The sequence below is a fragment of the Rothia sp. LK2588 genome, assembly GCF_040946465.1.
Taxonomy (GTDB): Bacteria; Actinomycetota; Actinomycetes; order Actinomycetales; family Micrococcaceae; genus Rothia.
On sequence record NZ_JAYWLS010000004.1, the window covers coordinates 82933 to 107030 of the forward strand.

The window sequence follows — 24098 nt, forward strand, 5'->3', positions numbered from 1 at the left end:
TAGAACAGGGCCGGGACGCCATGAGCGCCCCGGCACCGCCGCTGTGGTCAATTCACGCGAGTACTCCCGCACAAATTCTGTTGTTATGGATAGATTCTAGCGAATTTTTCGGCTAGTGATTGAATTCGATTTCGACGTGCGCCGAAGAAATAGCTTCCCACCGCACGGTTTCTTCGGGGTTGTACGACTCTTTTTGGCCCTTCTTGGTATTCTTCTTCCGCGCCAACACCGGCCCGACCTGCCCGACCTCAATCAGGCGGGCGAGGTAACCGTCGCCCTCTGCCGGAGTGACCGCGATGAGGCGGCCCACCGAGCGTTCCCAGTGACGGGTCTCGCGCAATGGGCGGGTGGCTCCTGGGGAGGAGACCTCGAGCATGTACGGGGCTTCGCCGTCGTCGGTTGCGTCGAGGCGAGCCGACATCGCCTGCGAGATTTCGGCAATGGTGTCCAGGGAAAGCTGTTCGGTGCCCTCGGCGTAATCGACCACGACCTCGAGGGTACGGTTAGCACCGGAGCCTTTGGCGGTCACCGACTCCACCACACACCCGAATTCGGCGGCGGCCTGCTCTAACTCGGCGCGCACCTGCGAAACGTCGAGGAAGCTCGCCTTGGGTTCCGCCACGGTCGCGCCGGACGCCGCGCGTTCGGCTGCTCGGCGAGCGCGGGCATTGGGTTCGTTCTGCTTTGCCATAGTTAATACCTTCCCAGGTGGATGGGGTACGCGTTGAATTCCCCATTTTACCCATGCGGCTTGTGAAAGAATAAGGGGATAGCTTGTGACCTAATCTGCTGAGGAGGCTGCGTGAGATCATCCACGATGCTAACGCTGACCGCAACGTGTGCGCTGGTGGGTCTGGGCGCTACGGGATTCCTCAGCACACAGGACGCCGAGCACACACGAGCAGAGTTGGGTGACTCGACGCAGGCCGCCGCGCAATTACTATCCGTACAACGAGCCGCCGCGAAGGCCCCCGCCACGTCGGGTGACTCCGGAGCGGCGGCGTCCTTGAAGCAGGTGGCAATGGAAGAGCTCGATCGCCTCCCCCGCGCCGCGGTGGAGCAAGCCTCCCAACAGCCAGACAGCGAAACGCCACCATCGATAAAGTCCGCGGCTGATGCGGCCGCACGGGAGCTCTTCCGCGTTGCCGGCTCCCCCGAGACAGATGCCGCTACCCGCCTTCAGGCGCTCAACGCCGCGCAACGGGTGTGGAAGGCCTCCGGTTCACACCCAAAGTCTCCGGAGTGGGCCGTAGCGCCCTCCCCCGAGTGCGACCTGGCGCAGGATTCCACCGCGGCTCCCGAGAGTGTCACCGACCTGGCTCATGCCATCGATGCGCAGGTCTACATCGCCGAGGTGACGGACGCCCGGGGTGAGCAGTCCGATCAGCCCACCCCCGAAAGCGAGCGGCTCAGCGAGCAGGCTCAGTCTCTCGATAGCGGTTTCGACCAGGCACTGGCCTGTTCCTTTGCACCCGTGACCGAGGCTCCTGCCTATCCGGTGAGCGCCGCTGACCCCGGTGCCGATCTCAAGAAGGCCCAACACTCCGTGAGCCAGCACCTCGATCGGGCCTTGGCCGACGATGCGCTACCGAGCGATAGTGCCCTGTACCGGTTCCTCGCCGCCCAGAAGTTCACCGCGGGAAACGCCGCCTCGTCGCAGTCTTAACCGGCGTAGATGTCGAAACCCAGTTTGAGGATGAGCGCGCTGACCACCGCGATCATCATTCCGCGGATGAATCCGTTGCCGCGGGCAATGGCGGTGCGTGCGCCGAGGTAACCGCCCACCAGATTCGCCACACCGACGATCAACCCCACCGCCCAGAGCATGTGGCCCGAGAGTGTGAAGTAAGCCAGCGCACCCAGGTTCGTAGCCAGGTTGACGATCTTGGTCTGCGCGGTGGCCATGAGAAAGTTGAAACCGAGCAGGCTGATCATGGCGATCATGAGAAATGAACCGGTTCCCGGCCCCAAAATCCCGTCGTAGAAACCGATGATCAAACCGGCCGCGAGCGCGATGATCAGGTGACGTCGGCCGGAGTGTTTGAGCTGGGTGAGCTCGCCGGCACCGGGTTTGAGGACAGTAAAGAGTAAGACCGCCACCAGGGCGCAGAGAATGATGGGTCGAAAGGCGGAGGCCGGTATTAGTGTCGCCACGATCGCTCCACAGAAGCTGGCGGCCAGCGCCACACCCGCCATCGGTAGGGCGGTCGAAACATCGCACGCGGTGCGCCAATAGTACGTCAGGGCACTGGTGGCGGTACCCATGGATGAGGCGAGTTTGTTGACCGCCAGGGCCTGCACCGGGGAGAGGCCGGGCACCATGAGCACCACCGGTAGCTGAATGAGGCCACCACCGCCGACCACGGCGTCCACCCACCCAGCCAAGAGCCCGGCCACCACCAGTAAAACCAGGGTGCCGGGCTCTAATGTCTCGATACCGAGCACTTAGCGACCCAGTTCCGCCAGGATCTCCTGCACTGCGGCGTCCACGGCGATGTCGCGGGCCTCGCCGCTCCGGCGATCCTTGAGTTCCAGCTTGCCGTCCTTGAAACCGCGGCCGACCACCACGATGGTGGGCACGCCGACCAGCTCGGCGTCGCCGAACTTCACACCGGGCGAAGCCTTGGGGCGGTCGTCCAGCAGAACCTCGACGCCTTCGGCGGCCAGGTCTTCGGCCAGCTTCTCGGCGGCTTCCAAGATTTCCGCGCCCTTGCCGGTTGCTACCAGGTGTACGTCGAAGGGCGCCAGGTTGCGCGGCCAGATGAGGCCCTTATCGTCGTGGTTACCTTCGGCCACCGCTGCCAGTGCGCGGGTCACACCCACGCCGTAGGAGCCCATGGTGACCGTCTTCAACTTTCCGTTCTGATCCAGCACCTGCAGGCCCAGGGCCTCGGCATATTTGCGGCCAAGCTGGAAGATGTGCCCCATCTCGATACCGCGTGCGGCCTGGAGCGGGCCGGAGCCGTCCGGCGCGGGGTCTCCCTCGCGCACCACGCAGGCTTCGATCACGCCGTCTGCGGTGAAGTCGCGTTCGGCGACCAGGTGGTAGACGTGCTTGCCGTGTTCGTTGGCTCCGGTGATCCACTCGGTACCGGCGACCACGCGCGGGTCCAGGAAGTAGGGAATCTCGGTGACGGATTCCTTGCCCAGCAGGGGGTTCTCGAGGCTGAGACCGGGGCCAATGTACCCCTTGATCAGTTGCGGGTAAGCCTTGAGGTCGTCTTCGGTGGCGGCCTCGACCTCCACCTCGCCGCCGATACCCAGCAGTGCGCCGACGTTGACCTCGACTCGACCCATGTCCACCGCACGGTCACCGGGCACGCCGATGGCTACCAGCTGGCGTTCACCGTCGGGGCGCACCACGGCCACGATCACATTCTTCAGGGTGTCGGCGGCGGACCACTGCCCATCGTTCTTGGGGTGTAGTTCGTTGGAGCGCTGCACCAAAGTTTCGATGGTGGGCGAATCCGGGGTCTCCAGCACGGTTGCGGCCGGCACGTTAGTGGCGTCATGCGGTTCGGGGACGACGGTGGTCACGGCCTCGACGTTCGCCGCGTAACCACCGGCCGAACGCACGAAGGTGTCTTCACCGACGGGAGTGGGGTGCAGGAACTCCTCGGAGCGGGATCCGCCCATGGCGCCGGACTGCGCCTTGACGATGGCAATCTCCAGGCCGAGGCGTTCGAAGATTTTCTGGTAGGCGGCGCGGTGGGCGAGGTAGGCCTCGTCAAGGCCTTCGTCGTCGATGTTGAAGGAGTAGGAATCCTTCATCACGAATTCGCGACCGCGCAGCAGACCCGCGCGGGGGCGGGCTTCGTCGCGGTACTTGGTTTGAATCTGGTAGAGGTACACCGGCAGGTCTTTGTACGAGGTGTACATGTCTTTAACCAGCAGGGTGAACATCTCTTCGTGGGTCGGAGCCAGCAGCATGTCTGCCTCGCGGCGGTCCTTGAGGCGGAAGAGGTTATCCCCGTATTCGTCCCAGCGGTTGGTGGCCTCATAGGGCTCGCGCGGCAGTAGCGCCGGGAAGTGAACCTCTTGGGCACCGATCGCGTTCATCTCTTCGCGGACGATGTTCTCGACCTTGTTCAGAACCCGCAGACCCAGCGGGAGCCAGGAGTAGATGCCGGGTGCGGCGCGGCGGATATAACCGGCGCGCACCAGGAGTTTGTGGCTGGCAACCTCGGCGTCGGCCGGGTCGTCGCGCAGAGTGCGGAGGAAGAACTGAGAAAAGCGGGTTACGGTCACCTGGGTTATCCAATCCACGAGGGTGCGAATCCCCGCACCCGAACGGTGTCGGGTGCGGGGAACATTTTCCACCTAGTTTAGCGTGCGGAGTTGAGGTGGCTCGACTTGGGGATTAGTAATCCAGGGTTTTCTCGTACTCTGCCAGCGCCGCAGCAGCATCCGGGTGCAGGGTGATCACGGCGTCTTGAGCGACGGCACCCTCGGCGGGAACCTCCCACTTGATGGAGCCGTGCTCGAACTCCTGGGTCAGGTAGGTGACACCGTTCTCGGTGACCTTTTGTTGCTCGGCGATGGGAGCGCCCAGGGTGGAAACCTCGTTGAACCAACCGAAGTATCCGCCATAGCCCCACTCAGTTGCCTGGTTGATGTCGAACCGACCCTCGCGGGACATGAAGTAACCCAGCCAGTCGGAGCGGTATGCCTGAGCGCCAGCCACGGGTTTGCCGTTGGCGTCGGCCTTGATGATGATGGCGGAGTTCTCGCCGTCCTGGTAGAACAGTGCGCCGCCTTCTTCATTAGGCAGACCGGGGAAGTGTAGATAAGACTGCTGTGACCAATCCACGTTCACCGGGTCGGTGGGAGTGAAGGCGGGCTCGTTGTCGATCACGCCGTTAGTAGCGGTGCTCTGTCCGTTAGCATCGGGTGCGGAGTAAAGGGTGTATTTCACCGAAGCGATCTTGTCTCCCCAAGCCTCCACGGTTTCACCGGAGGGGCGCTCGAAGATGGAGACGAAGAAGTTGTAGCGGGCTCCACCGCGGTCGTCACCGACCTGATGAGTGTGGGTGAACTTGCCGAAGAAGTCAGGGTTCTTGATGAACTCGTTGTAGACGCGGCCGTCCATCTTGCCGGTGTAACCGGTGCGGGCGTCGAATACCTCGTAGACGTCGTACTGGAAGTTGATTCCCTCATCGATGCTGTAGAGCACCCGAGCAGAGATGTAGTCATTGACCTTTTCCCAACCGTCGCCCACGGGATGTTCAGGGGTGGGTGCGGGCTGCTGCGGTTCGGGAGTGTGCTCCGAACCGGTGAAGCAGGCGCCGGTCTGGTTGCGAGTGGTCTTCCAGTCCTTGGCTGCCTGGGAAGAAAGGTCAAGCTTCGAAGCGGCCTTGGCCTTTTCGTCACCGACCACGACCAGCCAGCGGGTCGAACCATCGTAAGTGGTGACCACGGGGCCACACTGGGCGTGATTCCAGGCGTCCGATTCCACCGCACCGACGGCAGCCACGCCACCGGCCTGCTGATAGGCCTTCACGCGGTCGGCACCCATAAGAGCGTCCACGCCGTTGCGCTGGTTCCAGGTCAGCACGGCGTTCTCGAAGATCTGCTCACAGCCCTTGCCCTTGACGCACTTCTCGGCAGAGAGCGGCTGGCCGTACTTCTCGGGGTTCTTCTTCCAGACCTTGGTAATGCCCGCGTTGGGGTTCATGTAAACGGATTCTGCTGCAACAGCCGCACCCGGAGCGGTGCTCAACAGAGCTGCGGCGGACAGTGCAACAGCGCCGATCTTGGAGGCGGAGAACTTCATGTGACCTCTTCTAAGTTGGTGGTGAGTGATGGGTGTGAACCATAAGGCCCTGCGTTGTATGGGCTCCATGGTGAAGAAAATTCAGTGAAGGGCCGGTGCAGGCCCCTTGGAATATCACTCAAATTAGCGGCGTCGCTCCAGGTTTCCTAGCTTATAGCCGCAAAACTCAAGAAATGTCCCCAGAAAAGTCTTTCCTAGTCACAGGGCGGGCGACAGAGCCCCCCCGACCCGCCCACAGATTAGAAGAGGATGGTGGAGAAAGTGTCGTGTTGCCGCATGCCAAGGGCCTCATACAGCGCTCGGGCGGTGTGGTTGTAATCGTTGACATACAGACTGATCTGCGGGAAACGCGTGCGGATCAAGTCGAAGGACTGGGCCAACAGAGTCTTCGACAACCCCCGGCCCCGATACGCCGGATGCAACCAGACACCCTGTATCTGACAATACGATTCATGGGCTAGTCCGAGGTCTGCCTTAAACACCACCACGCCGTCACGATTCGTGGCCACCACCGAGCGCCCGGTGCGGATATACTCCTCCACGCGGCGGGCGTACCCGGCTGCATCGCGCGTCATCGGGTCGTAACCCACCTCTTCCACGAACATCGCTACCGAGGCCTTCAACAGGGAACGGCGGTCGGAGGTGCGCGCCCACCGTGCTCCCCCGGAGCTGAGGGGAGGCGCCGATAGGCCTGGACGCTCCAAAGTTTCGTCGGCGAGATCCGCGAGATCCTGCGAGAGGTCAAGCGTGAGCAAGGGTTGGTTGGGACGCACCGACAGCGGGCGTCCCATGCGCGGCGCCAAAAGTTCCCACAGCGGCAGTACCTGCTCCGCCGAGCCGAAGATGGACGCCACCGAGCGGCGATGTCGCGCAATAACCGCCGCCACCGCGCCGCGAGCGCAGGCGGGGATCGTCAACGGCACACAGTTCGACCCAAGCCAGAATGCGCCCACCAGCTGGAGCGGGCTCTCGGTGTGAGCCCGTTGCGCGGGAACGACGTCCAAGACTTCGGTGCCTGGGTCGGCGACCGGGGAGGGTCGGTTTGGCGCCGTCAGCTGAGCCGCGCGCGGTGCCAGTTGCACGGCAACCTCTCGCAGCCCCCTAGCCACTTTACGGCGCACCTGGGCGGTGACTTCGGGGATTCCCCCGCCGCCGGCATCCGCGGTGAAACCCGAATTCGCACAGGGGGTGGCGGCCTCGGGGGCGAAGATGCCCATGAAACCGAAAGGGTTACGTCTGAGGTTCAGTGTGGACGGCGCGGGGAGCCCGAAGTGTTCCAGGTGCTCTAAGGCGTAAAGGAAAACCGCCGGATCCGTTTCGATCATCGCCTCCAGCTGCCCCCACTCGTCGGTGGTCAACGGGCGCACCACCACGTGGTCACCGGGGCTGGGGAAGAGTGAGAACACGGAAGATCTGGGGGCTTTCTCGGGAAAGCCTGCCGGGGTCTGACTCGTCCGGCAGGCTGGGCAACTACTTGACGGTGACCTCGGGGGCCGAGTCTGCGTTCGGGGTCCATTCGCCGGAGGCCTCCATCTCGGAGGCGATGCGGTTCGCCTCGTCGATGAGGGTCTGCACGATCTCTTCTTCGGGCACGGTGCGGATGACTTCGCCCTTGACGAAGATCTGGCCCTTGCCGTTACCCGAGGCAACACCGAGGTCGGCCTCTCGGGCTTCGCCCGGTCCGTTCACCACGCACCCCATGACGGCAACGCGCAGCGGAACCTTCATGCCTTCCAGACCCTGGGTGACCTTCTCGGCCAGTTCCCAGACGTCGACCTGAGCGCGGCCGCAGGAGGGGCAAGAGACGATGTCGAGCTGGCGCTGACGCAGGTTCAGCGATTCGAGAATCTTCAGGCCGACCTTCACCTCTTCGACCGGCGGGGCCGAGAGGGAAACGCGAATCGTGTCACCGATACCCTGGGAGAGCAGGGCGCCGAATGCGGTGGCGGACTTGATAGTGCCCTGCCACGCCGGGCCAGCCTCGGTCACGCCGAGGTGCAGGGGCCAGTCGCCGCGCTCGGCCAGTTGCTTGTAGGCCTCGACCATGACTACCGGGTCATTGTGCTTGACCGAGATCTTGAAGTCTTTGAAACCGTGCTCTTCGAAGAGGGAGGCCTCCCACACGGCCGACTCCACCAGGGCCTCGGGGGTCGCTTTGCCGTACTTCTCGAGCAGGCGTTTATCGAGCGAACCGCCGTTGACGCCGATGCGCAGGGAGACTCCGTGGTCGGAGGCCATCTGGGCGATTTCTTTCACCTGGTCGTCGAACTTACGGATGTTACCGGGGTTCACGCGAACCGCGCCGCAACCGGCCTGAATCGCCTGGTAGACGTACTTGGGTTGGAAGTGGATGTCGGCGATCACCGGGATCTGGGACTGCTGAGCGATGATCGGGAGCGCCTCGGCGTCTTTATCGGTGGGGCACGCCACGCGGACGATGTCGCAACCGGCTGCGGTCAGCTCGGCGATCTGCTGCAGGGTCGACCCGATGTCGTGCGTTTTCGTGGTGGTCATCGACTGTACCGAGATCTGCGAGTCTGATCCCACACCGACGTTACCGACCTTGAACTGGCGGGTCTTACGACGCGGATGAAGCGTCTGGGGTGCGGGTGCGGGCATTCCAAGGTTGACCGACAAGATAATCCTCCAACGACTGATTACTTCAGCGCGTCTGCGGGCGCGCTGATACCTCTCCATTGTGCCCCACACAGGCGGGTTTGGGCGAACTTTTGCGCCCTCTTCAGCTCTGAGATAGCGCTGGACGCACCGGCCGTCTCCCGCGCGCTCCCCCGGCGATATGCCGCGGCCGGGGCTTAGCACAATGCCTCGAGGTGATGAAGGATGCTTAGGATAGTGACATGGATCAACAATCTGCCGGTTCTACCCCCACCACCCATCAACAGGCCGCGGCCCGCGTGCTGTCCACCAACGTCGCCGCACCATTTACCTGCCCGGCCGACGCTCAACGTCAGACAGGCATCGACAAGCGTCCCCAGCCCGAGATCTCGGTATTCGCACCGGGGCCTCATTACGGCGACGGATCCGGGGTGCGCGGTGACTTCGTGGGAGACCTGCTACACCACAGCGGCGCCCACAAAGCGGTGTACGCCTTCGCCAACGAAGAGCTGCGCTATTGGTCCGATCAGAACGGTGAGACCTATGTGCCCGGCGCGTTCGGGGAGAACCTCACGACCGTCGGGATGGATTGGACGCAGGCGGTGATCAACCAGCGCATCCGTGTGGGTAGCGCGCTACTCGAGGTCAGTGTGCCCCGCTCCCCCTGCCGCACCTTCGCCGAATGGCTCGAGATCAAAGGGTGGGTCAAAAAATTCGCCGCACACGGCGACTGCGGCAGTTATTTTCGGGTGATCGAACCCGGCGTCATTCACCCCGGCGACGCCCTAGAATTCCTCGCGCCGCCCGAGCACGGAGTGACCATGGGGCAGGCGTTCCGCGCCGCCATGGGAGACAGAAACGCCATGCGCACCCTCGTGGAGGCCGCCTGTTATCCGCCGTTCTACCACGACCGCCTCGTGCGTACCCTTGAAAAATCGAAGTAACCCGTCGAACGCCTCGCCGACGCACCGCCCTTCGCGCTAGAAGAGGGTAATCGGCTTGACCACGTCCGCCACAATCAAGATCAGCGACATCAGCATGAAGGAACCGGCTACGATCCACGTCAGCGGCAAGAGGCGCACAGGGTCGAAGGGGCCGGGGTCGCGGCGTCCGAAGAGGCGAGCAACGGTGCGACGCACGCCCTCCCAGAGGGCACCCACCACGTGACCGCCGTCCAGGGGTAGCAGCGGGATGAGATTGAAGACGAACAGCATCAGGTTCATCGAGGCCACCAATGAGACCAACGAGGCAGTCTTGGCGTGCAGGTCGATGCGATCGGTGGCGGCAATCTCACCGGCCACACGCCCCACGCCGACCACCGACACCGGCGAATCGGCCGAACGCTGACCGTTGGTCGCCAGCGTCTCCGCAACCCCATACACACGGGCGGGCAACTTAATAACAGTCGCACCGATCTGCTGGAGGTTCTGTCCCACCGTGGGTAGCACGTCCTGAGCCTGACCGGGGGTCAGCTCGGTGGTGGGGCTGACGCCGACGAATCCCACCTCTTCCGTCTTCAACGAGCCGTCCGCGTTCTTCTCGTACTGACCGGTCAGATCGTTGAAAATGGGCCGGGCGGTCTTGATCGGAGTGAGGGTCAATCGCTGTTCCCGCCCGTCGCGTTCCACCGTAAGCTCGGTGCGCTGGTCGGCACGGGACTTGATGGCGTCGGTGAGCTCATCCCAGCTCCCCACGCGCTCGCCGTTAAAGGAAGTAATGACGTCCCCGGGTTTCAGCCCCGCCTGCGCCGCCGGGGCCTGCCGATCCTTAGCAGTACAACTCTGGGGCGAATCTTGCTCCTGTTGCGCCTCGACTTTCTTCACGCATTGCGAGATCTCGCTGACCGTGGTGGTCGGCTGCTGACTGCCGAACCCCATGATGAGTATGGCGGTGCAGACGGTACCAATGAGCAGGTTCATCAGTGGCCCGCCCAACATGATGACGATGCGACGGTGCACCGGCAATTGATAAAAGAGACGGCCCTCATCGGCTGCAGTAATACGTTCGTTATCGGCGCGACGGGCCTCGTCGAAGATCTCGGCAAGACGGCCGGGGCGGCGGGCACCGCGGGCAGGCGGGTACATCCCGATCATCGAAATATAACCACCCAAGGGAATGGCCTTGATACCGTACTCGGTCTCACCGCGTCGGCGCGAAAACACCGTTTTGCCGAAACCGATCATGTACTGCGGTACGCGCACCCCAAAGAGCTTAGCGGGAACGAGGTGCCCGATCTCGTGGAGGGCAATGGACGCGGCAATCGCCAGCGCCATTAGTACCACACCCACCACAAAGAGCAACATTCCCATGGTCGATTCCCCCACCTCGTAACAAACATGAACCGTCAGCGTATATCTCATCACATCCGGATGGGAAGTTCCGCAGAGTTCCGTATAAGGTCATTTTTACCTAATTCTTAGGGTCAGAAGAGGTCTAACGTAACACTGATATTCATCCCGGAATGTGTCTATGCTGATATCGAAGACGAAGGTTCTCACCGAAGTGAACCTCGCACGTGTATCTAATGCAGGAGCGTAAAGATGACCGTTAATTCGGATCAGGCACTGGCACCTAACCTCGCCGACAACGACCCCAAGGCACAAGCATGGGAGGGCTTCGTTGGCGGCCCCTGGCAGCAACATGTTGATGTTCGCGACTTCATCCAGCGCAATTACACCCCTTACCTCGGTGACGCTTCCTTCCTCGCCGGGCCGACCGACAAGACCCTGCGTGTCTGGGACACCCTTGAAAAAGAATTCCTTTCGGTAGAGCGCAAGCAGCGTGTGTACGACGTAGACGTCGACACCCCCGCCGACATCGACGCCTTCCGCCCCGGTTACATCAGCGAAGACGACGACGTGATCGTCGGCTTGCAGTCTGACAAGCCTCTCAAGCGCGTCATGATGCCCAACGGCGGTTGGCGCATGGTCGAGACCGCGATCCGCGAGGCGGGCAAAGAATACAACCCCGCCGTGAAGGAAATCTTCACCAAGTACCGCAAGACCCACAACGAGGCCGTCTTCGATGTGTACACCCCGCGTATCCGCGCGGCGCGTTCCTCCCACATCATCACCGGCCTGCCCGACGCCTACGGCCGCGGCCGCATCATCGGCGACTACCGCCGCGTGGCTCTCTACGGCGTTGACTTCCTGATCGAAGAGAAAGAAGCCGACAAGCACAAGGTCGCCGACAAGGGCTTCTCCGAGCACTGGGCACGCTACCGCGAAGAACACGCCGAGCAGATCAAGGCCCTGAAGAAGCTCAAGAAGATGGCAGCCGACTACGGCTTCGACATCTCCGGCCCCGCCAAGACTGCCCAAGAAGCCGTCCAGTGGACCTACTTCGGCTATCTGGCTTCGGTCAAGTCGCAGGACGGCGCGGCAATGTCCATCGGCCGCCTCTCGGGCTTCCTGGACTGCTACTTCGAACGCGATCTGGCCGCCGGCACCATCACCGAAACCGACGCACAGGAAATGATCGACGCGCTGGTCATCAAGCTGCGCATCACCCGCTTCCTGCGCACCATCGACTACGATCAGATCTTCTCCGGCGACCCCTACTGGGCCACCTGGTCCGACGGCGGTTTCGGCGACGACGGACGGACGCTGGTCGTCAAGACCTCCTTCCGCCTGCTGCAGACCCTGCGTAACCTGGGCCCCGCCCCCGAGCCGAACATCACCATCTTCTGGGACGAAACCCTCCCTGACGGTTACAAGGAATTCTGCTCGGCGATCTCGATCGAGACCTCCTCGATCCAGTACGAGTCTGACCCGCAGATCCGCAACCAGTGGGGTGACGACGCCGCCATCGCCTGCTGCGTCTCCCCCATGAAGGTGGGCAAGCAGATGCAGTTCTTCGGGGCTCGCGTGAACGCCGCCAAGGCTCTGCTCTACGCAATGAACGGTGGCCGCGACGAGATGTCCGGCAAGCAGGTTGTCGAGGGTTACGAACCCATCAAGGGTGACGACGCGCTCGACTTCGATGAAGTCTGGCTCAAGTACGAAGAGATGCTGGACTGGGTCATCAGCACCTACGTCGAAGCTCTGAACATCATCCACTGGAGCCACGACAAGTACGCCTACGAGGCCATCGAGATGGCACTGCACGACTCGGACATCATCCGCGCCATGGGCTGTGGCATCGCTGGCCTGTCGATCGTGGCCGACTCGCTGTCCGCCATCAAGTACGCCAAGGTCTACCCCGTACGCGACGAGACCGGCCTGATCGTGGACTACAAGGTCGAAGGTGACTTCCCCTGCTACGGCAACGATGACGACCGCGCCGACGACATCGCCGCAACCGTCGTCCACACCGTGATGTCGAAGATCAAGGCGATCCCGCTCTACCGCGACGCGATCCCCACCCAGTCCGTGCTGACCATTACCTCCAACGTGGTCTACGGCAAGGCAACCGGCAACTTCCCGTCCGGTCACCGCGCCGGCACCCCCTTCTCCCCCGGTGCAAACCCGGAGAACGGCAAGGACACCCACGGCATGGTCGCCTCGATGCTCTCGGTGGGCAAGTTGGACTACCAGGACGCCCTCGACGGCATCTCGCTGACCAACACCATCACCCCGACCGCCCTCGGCCGCACCAAGGAAGACCAGATCAAGAACCTGGTCGGCATCTTGGACGCCGGATTCGTACCTGAAGAAGACTAACCCCTCTCCAGGCAGTGCGGGCCGCAACTCATGCGGCCCGCCTGACAAAAAACTTCGCTGGCTGACGAGAACAGAACGTCAGCCAGCACCAAACCCCCTCTGATGAAGGAGAAGAAAATGGCAGTAAAGACCTTTGAAGAGCGCCTGGCTTCGATGAAAGAAGCTCGCGCCGAGCACTCGCAGGAAGTCGGCCCCGGCCTCTACCACGCAAACATCAACGTGCTGAACCGCGAAACCCTCGAGGATGCCATGGAGCACCCAGAGAACTACCCGAACCTCACCGTTCGCGTTTCGGGTTACGCAGTGAACTTCGTGCGCCTGACCCGTGAGCAGCAGCTCGATGTTCTGTCCCGCACCTTCCACCAGGGTGCATAGTAGAAGCGATATAGAATCACTTCTATGACTACTACTACGGTTCAGACGCCGGGGGAGCAAGATTTTGCGCCCCCGGCGTCCCGCCAATTAGGCGCAGGTACCTGGGGCTTAGGCGATAACACCGAGCTCGAACGCCACGAGCAACTTAACCGAATGCGCAAAGGTGAGCTGGGTTCGGTACACTCCTGGGAACTGGTCACGGCAGTCGACGGCCCGGGTACCCGCTTGACCATCTTCATGAACGGTTGCCCACTGCGGTGCCTGTATTGCCATAACCCCGACACCTTCAACATGAGGGACGGCCAACCCATCGAGGCCGAAGACCTCATCAAGCGCATCAAGCGTTACCGCAAAGTCTTCCGCTCCACCGGTGGTGGCATCACCATCTCGGGAGGCGAGGTACTCATGCAACGCGCCTTCGCGTGGAACATTCTCATGGGTGCGAAATCCCTGGGCATCCACACCTGCATCGATACCTCGGGTTTCCTGGGGGCCGCCGCAACCGACGACTTCCTCGAATCGGTGGATCTCGTTCTGCTCGACGTTAAGTCCGGCGACCCTGCGATCTACAAGAACCTCACCGGACGCGAGTTGCAGCCCACCATCGACTTCGGCGACCGCCTCAACGCCCTGGGCAAAGAGGTCTGGATCCGCTTCGTCTCGGTGCCCGGATACACCGACTCCTACGAGAACGTTGAGAAGGTGGCGGACATCGTCTGTCGCTGGCCCAACTCGGTCAGCCGGGTAGAGGTGCTCCCCTTCCACCAGATGGGCACCGACAAATGGGAGACCCTGGGCTTGGATTACAAGCTCAAGGACGTGCAGCCTCCGAGCAAGGAGGAGACGGAGCGGGTGCGGGAGCAGTTCCGTGCGCGCGGTTTGACCGTCTACTAATCCGGTCTCGTTAGCTTTCGGCGAGATGCCGGGCAGTCAACATCCGTGGAACGATGACCGATAGACACAGCCAACGACGGCGGTGTGCTCGACTCAACATCCCTTAAACGCCGCTCCGCGATTCCGCTAGCTCTTGAGTGCTCGCGCGCTCGCACCCGCTAGCTTCATCCCGAGCTAGTTGAGTTGAGCGCACCGCCGTCGTTTCTGTGCTCGCACCCGCTAGCTTCATCCCGAGCTAGTTGAGTCGAGTGCATCGTTGTCGTTTTGGGATTGGAGCAGGGGTGGGTTGGGGCGTCTGCGGTCAGCTGGCTCGGAATGGGGTTGGCGGGTGCGTTGGGTAGGGCAGGGTGTTCCCACTCAACTGGCTCGGGTCTGGCGTTTAAGGGATGTTGGGTGGGGACACCCTGCCCTACCCCATTTCAACCAGTACTAACCCAAAAGTTCGTTCGCGCGCACCCGCGCCCATCGCTCCGCCTCAAGCACCGCCTCCAGCGTGAGGTCGGCCTCCGCTGTGCAGGCGTCCGAGCCGGCGTGCTCATCGAGTGCACGCGCCACGGTGTCGATAATCTCGGGGAATCGAATCTTGCGCGCGTGGAAGGCCGCCACCGCCTCCTCGTTGGCGGCGTTGAAGACCGCCGGGAAGGTTCCGCCGCGTTTTCCGGCGTCCTTGATCATGTTCACGGCGGGGAAGGCTTCGTTGTCGAGGGGTTCGAAGGTCCACTCGGCGGCCTGGGTCCAGTCGCAGGGCGCGGCCACCCCGGAGAGTCGGTGCGGCCAGGTCAGTCCCAGCGCGATGGGTAGCAACATAGTCGGCGGGGAGGCCTGGGCGATAGTGGATCCGTCGACGAACTGCACCATGGAGTGGACCACCGATTGGCGGTGTACGGTGACGTCGATGCGGTCGAGGTCCACGCCGAAGAGGTGGTGGGCTTCGAGCACCTCGAGGGCCTTGTTGACCAGGGACGCCGAGTTGGTAGTGACCACCAGGCCCATGTCCCAGGTGGGGTGCGCCAGGGCCTGTTCGGGCGTGACGTCCTGCAGTTGTGCGCGGGTCATGCCTCGGAACGGGCCGCCCGATGCGGTGAGGATCAGGCGATCGACCTCAACGTCGCTGCCGGAGGCCAGCGCCTGCGCCAGTGCCGAGTGTTCGGAGTCCACCGGGATCATGGGGTGGTCCAGGGGCGAGGCGTCGACGGCGGCGCGCACCAGCGGCCCGCCTGCAATGAGGGATTCTTTGTTAGCCAGCGCCACCTGCGAACCGGTTTTCAGCGCGGCGAGCGTGGGTCGTAACCCGATGGACCCGGTGATGCCGTTGAGCACGACGTCCGCCCCGGCCTGGGCGGCCTCGGTCGCGGCGTCCTCACCGTGGGCGATGCGTGGCGCAAAATCTGTCAGCCCCGCGGCGCGGGCAGCGTCGGCGATGAGCTCTTTGAGGCGCGCGGCGTCCTTCGCGGTGCCAGACGTGCCAACCAGCTCAGCTCGGTAGCTCACCGCTTGCTCGGCCAGGAGCTCGAGCGAGCGGGACCCGGCGCTGAGGGCCACCACGCTTAGGGGCGCGGAGGTATCGTGCGAAGGCACGCCAGCCAGGGAGTTCAGGTGGTCGACTACCTGTAGCCCCTGGGTGCCGATCGAACCGGTGGACCCGAGCAGGGCCACGGTACGCGATCCGCTGAGGAAGTTTTTCAGCTCGTCGGTGAGCCGGTCACGAGAAGAGTCACGGGTGATGGAGGCGCCAAATTTCATACTCACCATTCTACGTTTGGAAGAGTTCTGGAAAGCTAGAACCTTGTTAGAATCCAGGAATGTGCACCTTCTGCGACATCGTTGATGGGAAAATATCTTCGTACAAAATTTTTGAAGATTCCCAGTCTTTAGTTTTTCTAGACATCCATCCTGAGGTTCCGGGCTATATGCTTGCGATACCCAAAAAGCACGTGGTCAATTATTTGGATGCCGATAGTGTTTCACTACTAGCTGTGAATAGAGCAGTTCAGACAGTAGGGCGTCACCTGGTTGAGGTGGCGGGATATGACGGCTTCAATGTTCTCAACGCCAATGGACAAGCCGCGGAACAAAGCGAATTTCACTTACATCTGCATATTCTTCCCCGCCGTCATGCTGATGGATTGAGCGGATTTCCTCAGAGTAAGCGCCGTCCACAACAGGATCTTAGCCAGATGTGGGAATCATTGAAACTACCCACTATGTATGTGTAGAAGGCGGGAGTAAGAACCTCACCCCCGCCTTCACAAATATCTATCCCACGATGTCGTAGCTCTTCAAGCGGTTCTTATCCGCCTTCGAGCTCGAATTCTGCAGACCCAACAACTCGGCGTAGATACCACCGGACCGCGCCAGCTCTGCGGGCGTGCCGACCTCGTCAATGCGTCCATCGCGGAGCGTGACGATGCGGTCCACGGCCGAGATTGTCGAGAGCCGGTGCGCGATGATCAGTGAGGTGCGACCGGCCATCAGTTCGTCGAGGCCCTTCTGGACGGCTCGCTCGGCCTTGGTGTCCAGGGCGGAGGTGGCCTCGTCCAAGATGAGGATGGGGGCGTCCTTGAGGATCGCGCGGGCCACCGCGATGCGTTGCTTCTGACCACCCGAGAGCTTGAGCCCGCGTTCACCGATCAGCGAGTCGTACCCGTCGGCAAAGCCTCGGATGAACTGATCCGCATTCGCCTTGATGGCGGCCTCGCGCACCTCTTCGCGGGTGGCGTTGGGGCGCGCGTAGGCGATGTTTTCGGCGATGGTACCCGAGAACAGCGAGGCGTCTTGGAAGACCATGCCGATCTGAGAACGCAGTTTCTGCAGGTTGCCCTCGACCAGGTTCATGCCGTCCACGGTCACCGAGCCACTGCGCGGATCGTAGAGGCCCTCCAGCAACGACATGAGGGTGGACTTGCCGCCGCCGGACTCCCCCACGAACGCGATCTTCTCACCGCGGCGGATCGAGAGGTCGATGTCGTGCAGGACGTCTCCCTCCCCCTCGTAACCGAAGGTCACGTTCTCGAAGCGGATAATTTCTTGCCCCGGCTCGGCCTTGACCGGTTCGGGCTCCTTTTCGGTCAGTTCGCCCTGGGTCAGAGCAACCGCGCGGGGATCCACCTCGCGTTCCATGACGTCGAAGTAATCCTTGGAGCCGGCGATGGCGCGCTGCGCGGCATCGACCACCCAGCTCAACGAGGTGATGGGTTGCACCGCCATGCCCATCAGCTGGATGAGCAATACCATGTCGCCAATACTGAACTTGCCCTGCAGAGTACGCACAAAGATCAGCAGGTAGAGCAGGAAGAACACGATGTTCAAGAAGGCCAGTCGGTAGACGTCCATCTTGTGCCAGTACCGGGACTGTTGGCTGGTAGTTCCGATGGTGCTGTGGAACAGCTGACGGAAGATGCTCAGTTCGCGACGTTCCTGACCGAAGGACTTCACCACGCGGATCTGGCCGATCACCTCGTTGAAGCGACCCGAAGCGACGTCGATGTCGGCGTTCTTTTCGCCCTCCCACACCTGCCATTTCTCGCTGGTCTTGCTGGTCAACCAGAAATAGACCGGGAAGATGATCAGCAACAAAACCGCCAGCGGCCAATAGTAGATGCCACTGATGATGAGTACCGAAGCCGTGGTGATCAGCAACGATGCGAAGGTGTTGGAGAACATTTGGATGAACCGGGTGATCTCCATGATGGTGCGGTTCAAGCGCGAGACGATCGTGCCGGTGAGCTCTTCGTCGTAATACGACAGCGGCAACGACAGTAGCTTGTCGAAGTAACGCACCGAGAGCATGGTGCGCATACGCTGGCTCATCACGTCACCGAGGTATCCACCGATATTGGTGAACAGGGTGTTCAGTAACTGGGCGACAAGATAGGCTACCGCGAACCAGATGATGACGTTCAGCCCGCGGCCCCAGCCTTCGCCGGAATGCTGCACGACGGCGTCCGTGGCGCCTTTGATGGCGAAGGGCGAGGCCAAGGCGGTGACGGATGTCAGCACCGCGCAGGCCATGATGAAGATGTAGTAGCGGTTGAGTTCTTTGGTGGCTCTGAGGATGCGAAGGATGCTTTTCACGGGAGTCTTTCTGCCGGGTACGAGGTCACTGTATCGCACGAAAAACCCCTCATCGCTCACGCAATGAGGGGTTTATCAGACAGTGGCTGAGCTAACGCTCAGCGTGCTGTGCTTGTGCTAAGACTTAGCGACGGCGACCGGTAACCAAGCCCCAGATGAAGAGCACGATGAGTGCGCCGATGATGGCAGCGATCAGGGTGCCGAAGGAGAAGGTTGCAACGCCGGAGCCGATGCCCAGAGCGGATGCGATGAAGCCACCAACGAATGCGCCTACGATACCGAGGAGCATGGTGACGATGATGCCGCCACCCTGGCGACCGGGCATGATGAGCTTAGCGAGGGCGCCAGCGATGAGGCCCATGATGATCCAACCGAGAATACCCATTTGTTATTCCTTTCGAGAATGTTTGTGCGCGTAGCCGGAAAGCTTACGCCGATCGCTACCCAGTGTACAGGTGGGCATGACCATTAACTAATCTCAAATATGAAATACTTAGATAACTCTTGGATAATCGACAGTTGTCGACAAAAGCGGGTGACCCACGTCGCGCTTTGGGTGACACGAAGTGGGCCACTTCACCCACATCAGTGATCTATTGCACCTTCGGCGCCCACACCGGTGAGGGAGCGGACGTCCATTTCGGACTGCTTGGCGACGTCCTCAGCGGCACCGCCCAGCGAGCCCAGCCATCCCAGCAGGAATGAGGCGGGAATCGAGACGATGCCCGGGTTAGCCAACGGGAAGATCGCGAAATCTGCGCCGGGGATCATCGAGGTCTCCGACCCCGACATCACCGGGGAGAAGATGATCAGCACGATCGAGATCAGCAAACCACCGTACATCGACCACACCGCACCACGGGTCTTGAAACCTCGCCAGTACAACGAGTACAGGATGGTCGGCAGGTTTGCCGATGCCGCAATAGCAAACGCCAGCGCCACAAGGAAGGCCACGTTCTGGCCCTGGGCACCGATACCGCCAGCGATCGAGAGCAAGCCGATCACCACAACCGTGGTCTTGGCCACCTTGATCTCCTGGCGAGGATCGCTCTTACCCTTGCAGATGACGTTGGTGTAGATGTCGTGCGCAAAAGAGGCCGAGGCGGTGATCGCCAGACCGGCGACAACAGCCAAAATGGTCGCGAACGCTACAGCCGAGATCACACCCATGAGCACCGAACCACCGAGGTCATACGCCAACAGCGGGGCGGCCGAGTTGACTCCACCGGGAGCGTTTTTGATGGCGTCCTTGCCCACCAGAGCTGCGGCTCCGTATCCCAGCACCAGGGTGAAGAGGTAGAACAGGCCGATGAGGGTCAGCGCCCAGACCACAGACTTGCGCGCTTCTTTTGCGGTCGGCACGGTGTAGAAGCGCATCAGCACGTGAGGCAGTCCGGCAGCACCGAAGACCAACGCCAGTCCCAAAGAAATAAAGTCGAGCTTGGTGGCCTCTGATTTTCCGTACTTCATGCCGGGTTCGAGAATCTTATGCGTACCGGCCTGGTCTACTGCCGAGCCCAGCAGCTGGGAGAGATTGAATCCGTACATGCCGAGTATCCAGACCGACATCACTGCCACGCCGGCCATCAGCAGGCACGCCTTGATGATCTGCACCCAGGTGGTACCCTTCATGCCGCCGATGAGCACATAGGCAATCATGAGCACGCCCACGATGATGATCACCAGAGACTGCCCCGCCTTGGAGCTAATGCCCATAAGCAACGACACCAGCGCACCAGCACCGGCCATCTGAGCGAGAAGGTAGAACAGAGTCACAGCCAGGGTCGAGATACACGCAGCGATTCGCACCGGACGCTGGCGGAGGCGGAACGAGAGCACGTCGGCCATCGTGAACTTACCGGTGTTACGCAGGGGCTCGGCCACCAACAATAGCGCCACCAGCCAGGCGACCAAGAAGCCAATGGAGTAGAGGAACCCGTCGTAACCCTGGGTTGCGATCGCACCCACGATACCCAGGAAGGACGCCGCGGAGAGGTAATCACCGGCGATGGCCAGGCCGTTTTGCGTACCGCTGAAGGAGCGGCCACCTGCGTAGTAGTCCGCGGCAGTCTTGTTGTTCTTGCTGGCCCGAAGGACCACGATCATGGTGACCAGGACGAATGCCCCGAAGATCGCCATATTAATCCAGGGGCTACCGACCGTTTGGGAATTTTCTGCGGCCACGATAGTGGCAGAAGCATTGAGGTGCTGCATTATGCCCCCTGTCCTGCGGTGCGACGAGCTTGGTCTTCCATAGTCTCGCGCAACGCTTCAGCCTGAGGGTCCAAAGTCTTATTAGCGAAAGACACGTACAGGCCGGTGATGATGAAGGTGGTGACGAACTGCAACAGACCCAGCACCACGCCTAAGTTGATGTTTCCCAGCACCGGGCGCGACATGAATGCGGGAGCGTAGATCGCCAACATGATGTACAGCAGGTACCAGACGAAGAATGCCACCGCGAGAGGAAAGACGAAGGAGCGATGCTTCTTCTTCAACTGGATAAATTCAGGGCTGGACTGGGTGCCAGCGAAGTCAATGAAATCAGTGAAGTTCTGGGGCTCTTGACCGCTCTGAGGGTCAGGCCCTTGTGCGTGGGATGTGTGATGAGGTGCAACAGACGCCATCTCAACCTCCTTCTTAATTGGTTGAGACCTAAACTTACTGTATGAGCCAACTCACACACAAGTGTGACGTAGATTAAATCAACATTCCGGTCACTTGAGATCCAGGATCAGCTTCAGGCAGCGATCCAGAAAAGCATCCACCTGGGTCTCTTCGTAGCACATATCGGTGGTTGCACTGCGGAATACAGCCGAGCGGATGAGGCCGGGGTCAAGTACGTGCTGACTACGGAACATGTCCGAAAGACGGTCGCACAGGGCGTCCACATCTCGCACGTAGTACCCCTTGGTGAGCTTATGGGACGGTCGGCGGAACCGCTTCCCGGCCGCCCGATCCAGACGGCCCATGATCAGCGCGGCCTCAGCCTCCAGCTGGGTTTCCCATTGGTTGCGGTCCACGCTGGAGTAGTAGGCGCGTCGTTCGAACTCGGAGAAGCGATCCTCGACCCGGTCGAGGGCGGCGTCCACATCGGCAGGCAGGTATCCCCCGGCCTGCGCCTCAAAACTCATCGCGCGTATGCTCTCCGAGGTAGCGCCACCGGGGCGCGGGCGTCCAGAACGCAACGCCTCGTAATCCTCGGCCAACTCAGAGAAATATTGATCCACCTGAGCACACGAATATCCCGTGTGGCGGGAAGTCACCGTGGCAAATTCGTTGCGCGAAGGGGCACCCCGATGCTTCATTTCTCATCCTCCGTTCTCAAAGACGTTGGGAGCCACCCGCGATCACACGGGAGGCTCCCCAGCACGCACTCTGTGGTTTACAAAATGCCATTGAAAAGAGTGAACATGACCGAACCGATCGCCAGGCAGAAGACGATGGAATCGAGGCGATCCATCACTCCCCCGTGCCCGGGAAGAATGTTCGACATATCCTTGATGCCAATTTCGCGTTTGACCATCGACTCGGCGAGATCACCCGTGGTAGCTGTAATCACCAGGACGACGGCCAAGAGGATACCGAACCACCAGGGTACCGTCGGCATCACCAGCGAGGCGATGAGCCCCACCGCCATCGACCCGAACATCGACCCGGCGAATCCCTCCCAGGTCTTCTTGGGCGAAATGCGCGGAGCCATCGGATGCTTGCCCCACAACACTCCGGCGATGTAACCCCAGGTGTCGTTGCCGATCGCCATGACCAGGATGAGGAAGATAGCTCCCGCCCCGTGCGGTTCGCGGAACAGCAACAGCGCCAACGCGATCATGAACGGAACCCAGCTCACCGCAAAGATGGAACCCATCACCGACATGATCATGCCGTCTTTGGGCCCGGTCAAGCGCCAAAACATCAGCAAAATCATCGAGGCAACCACGGCGAAGATCAGCCATTGACCTCCACCGACGTAGGCGAAGAACGGCATCACCAGAGCTACCCCGACCGCGGGGATCATCGGGATGCCCATGTCACGCTTGTGGTTGATACCCTGCACTACCTCCCAGGTGCCCACCGCGGCCGCCAAGGCGGCAAACACCACGAGCAACCAAGGGAGGAAGAACAGCCCGACAATGAGCACGGCACCCAGGACGAGGCCCACACCGATGGCCGCTGGGAGGTTTCTCCCGGCCTTAGACGTGGTCCCTGATTTTGTTTGTGTGGGTGTCTGTGCGCTCATCCAGTTAGACCTCGCGCAGTTCGGCTTCCTTGCCCTTGAACAGCTCGTCGATGTGATCCACGTGCTTCTTGGTCAGAGCATCGAGATCCTTCTCGCCGCGGACACCCTCGTCTTCACCGATCTCGCCGTCCTTGACGAACTTATCGATGGCAGACTTAGCGCTACGACGTACGTTGCGCACGGAAACACGAGCATCTTCGGCCTTGTTCGAGACCAGCTTGATGTATTCCTTGCGACGCTCTTCGGTCATTTCGGGCATGACCACGCGGATCACGTTGCCGTCGTTAGCCGGGTTAGCGCCGAGATCGGAGTTGCGCAGGGCATCTTCGATATCGCGCAACGAACCCTTGTCGTAAGGGGTGATGAGGATGGTGCGAGCCTCGGGGGTCTGGAAAGACGCCAGCTGCTGCAACGGGGTGGGTGTACCGTAGTACTCCACGGTGATCGAAGAGAAGAGCGCGGGATTAGCGCGACCCGTTCGGACATTTGCGAATTCGTTTTGGAGTGCGACGATGGACTTATCCATCTTCTCGCCGGCTTCTTTGAGTGTTTCTTCGATCACTGAGGATCGCTCCTTCGAGGTTGACGTTTCCCCGCTGAACAGGGATTGTTTCTTCCTGTTCAGTCTACTGGGGTTCTAAGTGTTGTGACTAATCTTTAGCCGAGATTATGCGGTAACCAGGGTGCCCATTTCTTCACCGAGCAGGGCCTTGGTGACGTTACCTTCGCCCTGCATACCGAAGACGCGCATGGCCACGTTGTTGTCTTTGCACAGCGAGAAGGCGGTCTGGTCCATCACGCGGATATTGCGCTGCAGTGCCTCATCATAGGTCAGGTTGTACAGGCGCTCGGCGTTGGGGTCTTTGTTGGGGTCGGCGGTGTAGATACCGTCCACACCGTTCTTGGCCACCAGCACCTCATCGGCATGGATTTCGAGGGCGCGCTGGGCAGCCACGGTGTCGGTGGAGAAGTAAGGCAGGCCGGCGCCGGCGCCAAAGATAACCACGCGATCCTTCTGCATGTGGCGGATCGCCCGGCGCGGGATGTAGGTTTCAGCCACCTGCGGCATGGTGATCGCGGACTGCACGCGGGTATCAATGCCCGCCTGCTCGAGGAAGTCCTGCAGGGCCAACGAGTTCATGACGGTGCCGAGCATACCCATGTAGTCTGCACGGGAGCGGTCCATGCCTGCCTGCGATAGCTCAGCGCCACGGAAGAAGTTGCCGCCGCCGATCACGATCGAGGTTTCAACCTGGCCCACGGTGGCCGCGATCTGCTCGGCGATGCCGCGGATCACGCCGGTGTCGATTCCGACGCTGCCGCCGCCGAAGACCTCACCGGAGAGCTTCAAAAGGACGCGGCGGCGTCCGGTCTCATCGCGCTGAATGGGGTGCAGGTTGGATTCAGTCATACTGGCCTCCGTAAGGTCGTGGATGATGTACGCTGCGGCGTGTTTGTCTGTAAC

Annotated in this window: 22 protein-coding genes; 6 read left to right on the forward strand and 16 right to left on the reverse strand. The window is 61.3% G+C overall.

The window, feature by feature from the left end; translation table 11 throughout:
• Nucleotides 1-112 precede the first annotated feature (112 nt).
• The gene (gene rimP / locus VVR12_RS09045) at nt 113-691 is read right to left on the reverse strand and encodes a ribosome maturation factor RimP (protein WP_368550891.1); all 579 of its coding nucleotides are present in this window, start codon (nt 689-691) and stop codon (nt 113-115) included.
• Between the two features lie 111 nt (nt 692-802).
• On the opposite strand from rimP, the gene VVR12_RS09050 reads away from it, so the two are divergent.
• The gene (locus VVR12_RS09050) at nt 803-1666 is read left to right on the forward strand and encodes a hypothetical protein (RefSeq protein ID WP_368550892.1); all 864 of its coding nucleotides are present in this window, start codon (nt 803-805) and stop codon (nt 1664-1666) included.
• On the opposite strand, the gene VVR12_RS09055 is transcribed toward VVR12_RS09050, so the two are convergent.
• From VVR12_RS09055 to ispG, 5 genes are all read right to left on the reverse strand, one after another.
• Nucleotides 1663-2445 (reverse strand): TSUP family transporter, encoded by a 783-nt coding sequence (locus VVR12_RS09055; RefSeq protein ID WP_368550893.1) that lies wholly within the window; start codon nt 2443-2445, stop codon nt 1663-1665. The two genes, VVR12_RS09050 and VVR12_RS09055, sit on opposite strands and share 4 nt — an antisense overlap.
• Nucleotides 2446-4248 (reverse strand): proline--tRNA ligase, encoded by a 1803-nt coding sequence (locus VVR12_RS09060; protein ID WP_368550895.1) that lies wholly within the window; start codon nt 4246-4248, stop codon nt 2446-2448. It abuts the gene before it with no gap.
• Between the two features lie 112 nt (nt 4249-4360).
• Nucleotides 4361-5773 (reverse strand): hypothetical protein, encoded by a 1413-nt coding sequence (locus VVR12_RS09065; protein ID WP_368550896.1) that lies wholly within the window; start codon nt 5771-5773, stop codon nt 4361-4363.
• Nucleotides 5774-6012: 239 nt separating this feature from the next.
• Nucleotides 6013-7179: a GNAT family N-acetyltransferase gene (locus tag VVR12_RS09070; RefSeq protein WP_368550897.1), complete on the reverse strand. Its 1167-nt coding sequence runs from the start codon at nt 7177-7179 to the stop codon at nt 6013-6015.
• Between the two features lie 64 nt (nt 7180-7243).
• Nucleotides 7244-8410, reverse strand: a complete 1167-nt coding sequence (gene ispG / locus VVR12_RS09075; protein ID WP_409349895.1) for a flavodoxin-dependent (E)-4-hydroxy-3-methylbut-2-enyl-diphosphate synthase — start codon at nt 8408-8410, stop codon at nt 7244-7246.
• Nucleotides 8411-8631: 221 nt separating this feature from the next.
• On the opposite strand from ispG, the gene VVR12_RS09080 reads away from it, so the two are divergent.
• Complete coding sequence (locus tag VVR12_RS09080; protein WP_368550898.1) at nt 8632-9333, forward strand: MOSC domain-containing protein; 702 nt, start codon at nt 8632-8634, stop codon at nt 9331-9333.
• Nucleotides 9334-9369: 36 nt separating this feature from the next.
• Here the strand turns inward: VVR12_RS09080 and VVR12_RS09085 are convergent, their stop codons facing one another.
• Nucleotides 9370-10698 carry an RIP metalloprotease gene (locus tag VVR12_RS09085; RefSeq protein WP_368550899.1) on the reverse strand — a complete coding sequence of 443 codons (1329 nt, stop codon included), beginning with the start codon at nt 10696-10698 and terminating at the stop codon, nt 9370-9372.
• A 231-nt stretch (nt 10699-10929) separates the two neighbouring features.
• Here VVR12_RS09085 and pflB point away from each other — a divergent pair, with 231 nt between their 5' ends.
• The 3 genes from pflB (at nt 10930) to pflA (ending at nt 14319) form a co-directional block, all read left to right on the forward strand.
• A complete protein-coding gene (pflB, locus tag VVR12_RS09090; protein WP_368550900.1) occupies nt 10930-13050 on the forward strand; it encodes a formate C-acetyltransferase in 2121 nt (706 codons plus the stop codon).
• A 117-nt stretch (nt 13051-13167) separates the two neighbouring features.
• Nucleotides 13168-13425: an autonomous glycyl radical cofactor GrcA2 gene (gene grcA2 / locus VVR12_RS09095; RefSeq protein ID WP_368550901.1), complete on the forward strand. Its 258-nt coding sequence runs from the start codon at nt 13168-13170 to the stop codon at nt 13423-13425.
• Between the two features lie 24 nt (nt 13426-13449).
• The gene (gene pflA / locus VVR12_RS09100) at nt 13450-14319 is read left to right on the forward strand and encodes a pyruvate formate-lyase-activating protein (protein WP_368550902.1); all 870 of its coding nucleotides are present in this window, start codon (nt 13450-13452) and stop codon (nt 14317-14319) included.
• 429 nt (nt 14320-14748) lie between these two features.
• Here the strand turns inward: pflA and dxr are convergent, their stop codons facing one another.
• Complete coding sequence (gene dxr, locus VVR12_RS09105; protein ID WP_368550903.1) at nt 14749-16062, reverse strand: 1-deoxy-D-xylulose-5-phosphate reductoisomerase; 1314 nt, start codon at nt 16060-16062, stop codon at nt 14749-14751.
• Nucleotides 16063-16121: 59 nt separating this feature from the next.
• Between dxr and VVR12_RS09110 the strand changes: the two genes are divergently transcribed.
• Nucleotides 16122-16535, forward strand: coding sequence for an HIT family protein (locus VVR12_RS09110; RefSeq protein WP_368550904.1), 414 nt, complete (start codon nt 16122-16124; stop codon nt 16533-16535).
• A gap of 40 nt (nt 16536-16575) precedes the next feature.
• Here VVR12_RS09110 and VVR12_RS09115 read toward each other — a convergent pair whose 3' ends face one another.
• The 8 genes from VVR12_RS09115 to pyrH form a co-directional block, all read right to left on the reverse strand.
• Nucleotides 16576-18393, reverse strand: a complete 1818-nt coding sequence (locus VVR12_RS09115; protein ID WP_368550905.1) for an ABC transporter ATP-binding protein — start codon at nt 18391-18393, stop codon at nt 16576-16578.
• Nucleotides 18394-18517: 124 nt separating this feature from the next.
• Nucleotides 18518-18778 (reverse strand): GlsB/YeaQ/YmgE family stress response membrane protein, encoded by a 261-nt coding sequence (locus VVR12_RS09120; RefSeq protein ID WP_368550907.1) that lies wholly within the window; start codon nt 18776-18778, stop codon nt 18518-18520.
• Nucleotides 18779-18978: 200 nt separating this feature from the next.
• Complete coding sequence (locus VVR12_RS09125; protein ID WP_368550908.1) at nt 18979-20607, reverse strand: cation acetate symporter; 1629 nt, start codon at nt 20605-20607, stop codon at nt 18979-18981.
• A complete protein-coding gene (locus VVR12_RS09130) occupies nt 20607-21020 on the reverse strand; it encodes a DUF485 domain-containing protein (RefSeq protein ID WP_368550909.1) in 414 nt (137 codons plus the stop codon). Before VVR12_RS09130 ends, VVR12_RS09125 begins: the two co-directional genes overlap by 1 nt.
• Before the next feature lie 90 nt (nt 21021-21110).
• Nucleotides 21111-21701, reverse strand: a complete 591-nt coding sequence (locus VVR12_RS09135) for a DivIVA domain-containing protein (protein ID WP_368550910.1) — start codon at nt 21699-21701, stop codon at nt 21111-21113.
• 77 nt (nt 21702-21778) lie between these two features.
• Complete coding sequence (locus VVR12_RS09140; protein WP_368550911.1) at nt 21779-22633, reverse strand: phosphatidate cytidylyltransferase; 855 nt, start codon at nt 22631-22633, stop codon at nt 21779-21781.
• Between the two features lie 4 nt (nt 22634-22637).
• A complete protein-coding gene (gene frr / locus VVR12_RS09145) occupies nt 22638-23195 on the reverse strand; it encodes a ribosome recycling factor (RefSeq protein WP_368550912.1) in 558 nt (185 codons plus the stop codon).
• Between the two features lie 105 nt (nt 23196-23300).
• Nucleotides 23301-24044, reverse strand: coding sequence for a UMP kinase (gene pyrH / locus VVR12_RS09150; protein WP_368550913.1), 744 nt, complete (start codon nt 24042-24044; stop codon nt 23301-23303).
• Nucleotides 24045-24098 lie beyond the last annotated feature (54 nt).